Origin of the sequence: Cognataquiflexum aquatile (genome assembly GCF_003316845.1) — a bacterium.
GTDB classification, from domain to species: Bacteria; Bacteroidota; Bacteroidia; order Cytophagales; family Cyclobacteriaceae; genus Cognataquiflexum; species Cognataquiflexum aquatile.
Genome location: NZ_QMIK01000003.1, coordinates 589,049 through 595,491, shown reverse-complemented (window position 1 = coordinate 595,491; position 6,443 = coordinate 589,049). Strand labels below are relative to the sequence as shown.

Annotated in this window: 7 protein-coding genes; 4 read left to right on the top strand and 3 right to left on the bottom strand. The window is 42.1% G+C overall.

The window, feature by feature from the left end:
- Positions 1 to 245 precede the first annotated feature (245 nt).
- The 4 genes from DQW11_RS11510 (at position 246) to DQW11_RS11495 (ending at position 1,942) form a co-directional block, all read left to right on the top strand.
- The gene (locus DQW11_RS11510) at positions 246 to 536 is read left to right on the top strand and encodes a type II toxin-antitoxin system TacA family antitoxin (RefSeq protein ID WP_113924197.1); all 291 of its coding nucleotides are present in this window, start codon (positions 246 to 248) and stop codon (positions 534 to 536) included.
- Positions 537 to 539: 3 nt separating this feature from the next.
- Positions 540 to 1,034: a GNAT family N-acetyltransferase gene (locus DQW11_RS11505; protein WP_113924196.1), complete on the top strand. Its 495-nt coding sequence runs from the start codon at positions 540 to 542 to the stop codon at positions 1,032 to 1,034.
- Between the two features lie 277 nt (positions 1,035 to 1,311).
- Positions 1,312 to 1,662 (top strand): type II toxin-antitoxin system RelE/ParE family toxin, encoded by a 351-nt coding sequence (locus DQW11_RS11500; RefSeq protein WP_113924195.1) that lies wholly within the window; start codon positions 1,312 to 1,314, stop codon positions 1,660 to 1,662.
- Positions 1,640 to 1,942 (top strand): helix-turn-helix domain-containing protein, encoded by a 303-nt coding sequence (locus DQW11_RS11495; protein WP_113924194.1) that lies wholly within the window; start codon positions 1,640 to 1,642, stop codon positions 1,940 to 1,942. The genes DQW11_RS11500 and DQW11_RS11495 overlap by 23 nt, the downstream gene beginning before the upstream one ends.
- 234 nt (positions 1,943 to 2,176) lie before the next feature.
- Here DQW11_RS11495 and DQW11_RS11490 read toward each other — a convergent pair whose 3' ends face one another.
- The 3 genes from DQW11_RS11490 to DQW11_RS11480 form a co-directional block, all read right to left on the bottom strand.
- A complete protein-coding gene (locus DQW11_RS11490; protein WP_113924193.1) occupies positions 2,177 to 4,438 on the bottom strand; it encodes a xanthine dehydrogenase family protein molybdopterin-binding subunit in 2,262 nt (753 codons plus the stop codon).
- A gap of 11 nt (positions 4,439 to 4,449) precedes the next feature.
- The gene (locus tag DQW11_RS11485; protein WP_113924192.1) at positions 4,450 to 4,908 is read right to left on the bottom strand and encodes a (2Fe-2S)-binding protein; all 459 of its coding nucleotides are present in this window, start codon (positions 4,906 to 4,908) and stop codon (positions 4,450 to 4,452) included.
- A 256-nt stretch (positions 4,909 to 5,164) separates the two neighbouring features.
- Positions 5,165 to 6,319: an aldo/keto reductase gene (locus DQW11_RS11480; RefSeq protein ID WP_113924191.1), complete on the bottom strand. Its 1,155-nt coding sequence runs from the start codon at positions 6,317 to 6,319 to the stop codon at positions 5,165 to 5,167.
- Positions 6,320 to 6,443: the final 124 nt, after the last annotated feature.

Below are 6,443 nucleotides of genomic sequence, written 5' to 3'. Positions count from 1 at the left end.
ACTATTCAGATTCGAAGAGGAAAAAATAAAGGTGTGATCCCTACACCGCAGTATCAGCATTGCTGTACTTAATTTGCAAATCAGGCTACACCTTTATTCTGTTTTTTGGTTCAGTTTAAAGATATGAGTTTGTAACTACACCTTTCTATCAAATTCAATTTGTAATTGCACGCCTATTAATATGTCCTAGATTGAAATGAATTTTTACGGATTATATACGTACATTTGAAAAAACATTTTAAGCCATGAGTACTGATACAAAAGAACATGCAAGATTTGATGCAAGACTCCCCAAAGAACAAAAACAATTCTTTGAGAAAGCTGCCTATTTGGGAGGATACCGTAATCTGACTGACTTTGTTATCCTTACTGTTCAGGAAAAAGCAAAGAAAATTATCAAAGAGAAAGAACAGGTGCTTGCTTCAGAAAGAGATTCTGAAATTTTCTTCGATGCCATTACCAATCCAAAAGAACCATCTGAAAATTTGAGAAAAGCCTTAGATGATTACAAGACTTTTTTATCTAATTCAAAGTAGGTAATGGTTGAACTTTTAGACAAAAAGCACAACAGAGATGATTTTGACTGTGGGAAAGAGCTTTTGAACAACTATTTAAAAAATCAAGCGGGACAAGACATCAAAAGAAAGCTTTCAGCTTGTTTTGTATTGGCAGAAAGTACCTCAAACCAAATCCAAGGCTATTGCACCCTTTCCAATAACAGCATTCCATTAAGTAGTTTTCCTGACCATATTCAGAAAAAGCTTCCTAGATCCTATATTTCAATTCCCACTACTTTACTTGGTAGATTGGCTATTGACACAAAATACCAGGGCAAAGGAATCGGAAAGATTTTGCTGATAGACGCTTTGAAGAGGAGTTATGAAATTTCACAAGAAATTGGCTCATTCGCAGTAGTAGTTGACCCGATTGACGAAGAAGCGGAGAAGTTTTATGAGAAATATGATTTTATAAAAATACCCGACAGCGGAAAAATGTTTATTTCAATGAAGACTTTGACCCAGCTTTTTGCTTAAAGAATTAACCGGTCTTTATATTGGTTCAATGGTCAAATTATTTTCAATGGTTGTTTGATTTGGTTGTCTCAAGCAAGCTAGATTCAAAAGGGTAAAATAGAATCTGTTGGAATTGGCCTTTTTGTAGAATCCAATTTACAATTGCTTGCTTCCCAACCATAAACCGCTATATGTGAAGTGGCAAACCCAACCCATCAAAGAGTTTTGAATACAAAATTCGCCAGACGCAATAAAATAATGTTGCTCATTCGGACAACTTTTTCTACCTTTGCGAAGTATGAGTGAGATAAAAACAAGAACTGTCACCTTATATAAAGACTACTTTTCTGACTTTTTCAATAAACAAAAGCAGAAAGTTAAAGACAAAATATTATGGACTTTTAGAATTATCGAAACCCAAAAACAAATCCCGACAGACTATTTGAAGCATATGGAAGGGACAGATGGACTTTACGAAATCAGAGTCCAGCAGGGAAGCGATATTTTTCGCATTTTCTGCTTTTTTGATGCAGGAAAACTTGTGGTTTTGGCAAACGGCTTTCAGAAAAATACTCAGAAGACACCGAAATCCGAAATTGAAAAGGCTTTAAAAATTAAAAAAGAATATGAGCAAGACAAAGAATACTAAGACACTTGACCAGTTTGTTGAGGAACAATACGGTGAAAAAGGCTCTTTCAAACGTGACAAGTTCGAGAAAGGGTATGAAAGTTTTAAACTTGGTTTTCTAATTCAACAAGCGAGACTTCAAAAAGGAATGACCCAAGAAGAACTTGCAGAAAAATGTGGAACCAATAAAGGCTACATTTCTAAAATTGAAAACAACATTAAAGAAGTCCGAATTTCTACACTTCAAAAAATCGTTGAACTTGGACTTGGTGGACAATTAGAACTATCAATAAAACTCTGACGACAAAGCGACGATCACAGAAATTAACACCACAGACAACTAATAGTCGACCCACGAGTTGAAAAGAATCCGTTGGCATTGGGAGCTCATCCAAAGCCTTTTCGAAAAAACACCAAGACAAAGTTTGATTTGTAACTGTCGTTTGAATTCAGGTTTGTTTATCAAAAACAAAAAAAAACCGCCCCCAATTCCTCAGGGTGCGGTTTTTTAATTTTACCTTTTCTGTGTTCAAAATCACATTGTCAGGTTCTGCATTTCGAGCTGGGGGGCAAAAGGCTGGTCATAGTACCTTCTTCCGGTGGCTTTGTACAGTGAATTGGCCAAGGCCGCAAAGACCGGAGGGAACAGCGGTTCGCCAAGTCCGGTAGGATCGATGTCGTTTTTCACGAAATGGACTTCAATGGATTTTGGTGATTCCATCTGTCTGATCATCCTGTATTTGTCAAAGTTTGTCTTTTCAGGAACCCCAACCTTGAAAGGCAAATCTCCAAAGAAGGCGTTGCCGATACCATCCACGATGGCACCTTCTCCCATATTGGCTGCTGCATCCGGATTGACCACGATGCCGCAGTCCACTGCCGCGATGACATTTTTGACTACAGGTTTGCTGTTTTGGATTTCAATATCCAATACCTCTGCAACATAGGAATTGTGGCAGAAATACGCCGAAACGCCACGGTGGACATTAGGCTCCGGAGAATCCCATTTTGATTTTTCCCGGACGAGTTCCAAAACGCCTGCATAGCGGCCAGCGTCATAATCGTTCTTTTCTCCCACAGGATTGGTTTTGGCCCGGTCTAAGAGTTCCAATCTAAATGCGATCGGATCTTTGCCCATTTCTTCGGCCAATTCATCGAGGAAGGATTGCTCCGCACTGGCGATAAAGTTGGATCTCGGTGCCCGGAAAGCCCCGATGGTGATGTTGGAACTGATTTCCCAACCTTCCGCCAGGTAGTTGTCTATCGCTCCGGCAGGAAACCTGTTTGGCGCAATCGGCGTCTCAGGAATGCCCCCTGCTTTCACATGGAAAGCTGTCAGGTTGTTGTTTTCATCCAAAGCTGCACGGTAGGTAGCTGAATAAGTTGGCCTGTAGACACCCGAGGTCATGTCATCCTCCCGGGTGTAGGTCATTTTGATAGGTGCATTTACTTTTTGGGAAATCAAGGCTGCCTCCACCATTTGGTGGCTGTAAGCCCTGCGTCCAAATCCACCTCCCATGCGGGCTAGGTTGATTTGGATTTTTTCTTTGGGCAATCCAAGCCTGTTGGAAAGTGTCCCCATGATAAATTCCGGTGCCTGTGTAGGTCCATAGATGACCGCCTGATCCGCTGTCACATGGGCAAAACAGTTCAAAGGCTCCATGGTATTGTGTGCCAAGAAAGGGGCAGTATAGGTGCGTTCGAGGATTTTTGCCGCTTTTTTGAATGCAGCTTCAGGGTCGCCGTCCCTTCTGAGAATATTGCCGGGTTTTTGGGAATACTCCGTCATTTTGGCTTTGTGGTCCGCAGAGTTTTCCAATCCTGCGGGCACTTTGATGGTGATTTTATTTCCACGGGCATCCACAGCAAAGGAAGACTCCGGTGCTTTTTCCCAATCAACTTTCAAAGCTTTTTTGGCATTCAGTACTTCCCAGGTGGAATTACCGACAATGGCTACCATTTCATCAAAAGTAGCTGTATCAAAGAAATTCCTTTCATAGTCATCATTGAATACCTTGATCGAAAAGACATCTTTGACACCGGGCATGGACTTTACGGAAGCCCCGTCAAAGGCTTTCAGCTTCATCCCGAATCCCGGAGGATGGACGATGGCAGCATAAAGCATTCCTTCCACTTTATGGTCAATGGCAAAAAGAGGTTTCCCCATCACGATTTTCAGACCTTCCACATTCTTCTTGCTGTTGCCGATGATTTTAAAATCTTTGATTTCTTTCAATTTGACTTCCTCAGGCACCCCAAGTGTGGATGCCAAAGAAGCCATTTCTCCATAACCGGCTTTTTTGTTGCTTGCTTTGTGGATGATTGTGCCTGCTTCGGTGGTGATTTCTTCGGCGGGAACCTGCCAAGTCTGTGCAGCTGCATTGACCAGCATCTGACGGGCAGTGGCACCTGCAGTACGCAAAGGTGTCCAACCCTGACGGATTCCTTGACTACCTCCGGTAAACTGTCTTTCAAATCGCACCGGGAAAAAATCGGCCTGCTCGACCATTACCTTTTTCCAGTCAACGTCAAGCTCCTCTGCCAAAATCATGGGCATGGACGTAATGACGTTTGAGCCAAATTCCGGGTTGGCAGAAAAAAGCGTCACAGTTCCGTTTTCGCCGATTTTGATGTAACTGTTCAGTTCAAACCACTCCTTTGGCAATGCCAAAAGTTCTTCTTTGGCGGTAGGTTTACAACCCGCCAACCAGCTAAAGCTGAGCACCATTCCCCCGCCTGCAAGTGCTGATACTTTGAGGAAAGACCTTCTATTGATATGCTTGTTTGCTAATGTCATGGTCCTTGGATTTACAATGATTTGGAGGCGGTTTTCACAGCTTCTTTGATTCTGAGATAAGTTCCGCAGCGGCAGATGTTACCGTTCATTCCGGTTTCAATTTCTGCATCACTCGGGGTGGGGTTGTTTTTCAACAAAGCCACAGCAGTCATGATTTGACCGGCTTGGCAATAGCCGCACTGAGGCACATCATGCTCCATCCAAGCTTGCTGCACAGGGTGGTCGCCGTTTTCGGAAAGCCCCTCGATGGTCGTAATTTCCTGATTTTCTACACTGGAAACAGGCAATTGACAGGAACGGACGGCTATGCCTCCCAAGTGAATGGTGCAGGCCCCGCATTGCGCGATGCCACAACCATATTTTGTTCCGGTAAGGTTGAGGTGGTCTCTCAACACCCACAGGACAGGCGTGTTGGGGTCCACGTCTATTGTCTGCTTTTTACCGTTGACGTTTAGGTTTATCGTTGCCATAGAATTGGAATTTAAGTCTAAAGGTAGGTTTTTATGATGGTCAATAACTTACGGAAATCAAACATATTGTTCTTGGAATCAAGTAATTGAATAGCATTCATGGTAGTTTTATGTCCAAATTAATTACTCAGATTAACGGAATCAACTCCATCATTCTAGACTGTAACTTTCAAAATAAAAGGACATAAGTCAATCAGCTCCTATTTAATAGTTACTTGGAAAATAGAAAACCTATCAGCTCGTTGGTTAATTTCTTTTACTTTCGAGTCTGTTCTGCAGATTGACCTGTGTATCGGTCGCCTACTATTTTCACGTTGTTGAGGTCAGCAGTGAGTTTTTTCAATTCCGCTTCAGTGAATTCAAAATCTGCTGACCATATATTTTCTTGTAAATGGGCCAATTTGGTAGTTCCCGGAATGGGTACAATAAAAGGTTTTTGGGCCAATAACCAAGCCAATGCAACCTGTGCGACTGTCAACCCTCTTTGATCCCCAAATTCTTTTAAAATGTCTATTAATGGCCAGTTGGCAATGATCGCATCAGGCTGATAACGGGGAAGTGAACCCCTGTTGTCATTGTCAGGATTGTATTTTGTTCGCTCGTTGATATATCCCGAAATAAGTCCCCTGCTGATCGGACTGTATGGGACAAATCCTATTTTCAACTCTTCACATACTTTGATGACATCGTTTTCGGGTTGCCTTGTCACCAACGAATATTCACTTTGAAGGGCAGTCACAGGTTGTATCGCATGTGCTTTTCGTATATTTCCTTCCCCTGCTTCGCTTAATCCGAAATACTTCACTTTTCCCTCTCGGATTAGGTCTTTTACCGTTCCAGCAACATCTTCCATGGGCACATTCGGATCAACCCTATGTTGGTAAAGCAAATCAATATAATCTGTTCTCAAACTTTTCAGAGAATTCTCCACCACTTGTCTGATTCTTTCAGGTTTGCTATCAAGGCCTAAGCTGGGTCTTCCCTCCTTAAATCCGAATTTGGTGGCAATGATGAGCTCTTTCCTGATCGGCTCCAGGGCCTCCCCGACCAACTTCTCGTTTGTAATTGGGCCATAGGCTTCAGCTGTGTCAAAGAAAGTAACGCCTAGGTCCGGAGCTTTCCTAAGTAGGGAAATCATTGCTTTGGGATCAGGAATAAAACTCCGGTGGTAAGTCATCCCCATGCAACCTAAGCCCAAAGCAGAAACTTCTAGCGCATTTTTCCCTGACCCCAGTGTTCTGGATTTGGAGGTATTTCTATCCAATGTACCAGATTTCTCATCTGGATTTTGACCTTGAGCTGAATTTACAATGGCATTTGCACCTAATATTGCCGCACTGAGTGTTGCACCGACTTTGATAAAGTTCCGTCTGCTTTTTTCTTGGATCAATGTTTCTGAATTCTTTTCCATATTGGTTAAGCCTTATTGCAAATCAAAGTTAAACTCACCGAATCCTGAAAAATAACTTCAGGCAAACAATAACTTACTAAAATCAAATAAATTTTAACTTGCGTGGCTATGGTTGAATTCTTTC

Bases quoted from the DNA above. Each gene is read 5' to 3' on its own strand.
- DQW11_RS11510 (WP_113924197.1), top strand. From the start codon at position 246: ATGAGTACTGATACAAAAGAACATGCAAGATTTGATGCAAGACTCCCC.
- DQW11_RS11505 (WP_113924196.1), top strand. From the start codon at position 540: ATGGTTGAACTTTTAGACAAAAAGCACAACAGAGATGATTTTGACTGT.
- DQW11_RS11500 (WP_113924195.1), top strand. From the start codon at position 1,312: ATGAGTGAGATAAAAACAAGAACTGTCACCTTATATAAAGACTACTTT.
- DQW11_RS11495 (WP_113924194.1), top strand. From the start codon at position 1,640: ATGAGCAAGACAAAGAATACTAAGACACTTGACCAGTTTGTTGAGGAA.
- DQW11_RS11490 (WP_113924193.1), bottom strand. From the start codon at position 4,438: ATGACATTAGCAAACAAGCATATCAATAGAAGGTCTTTCCTCAAAGTA.
- DQW11_RS11485 (WP_113924192.1), bottom strand. From the start codon at position 4,908: ATGGCAACGATAAACCTAAACGTCAACGGTAAAAAGCAGACAATAGAC.
- DQW11_RS11480 (WP_113924191.1), bottom strand. From the start codon at position 6,319: ATGGAAAAGAATTCAGAAACATTGATCCAAGAAAAAAGCAGACGGAAC.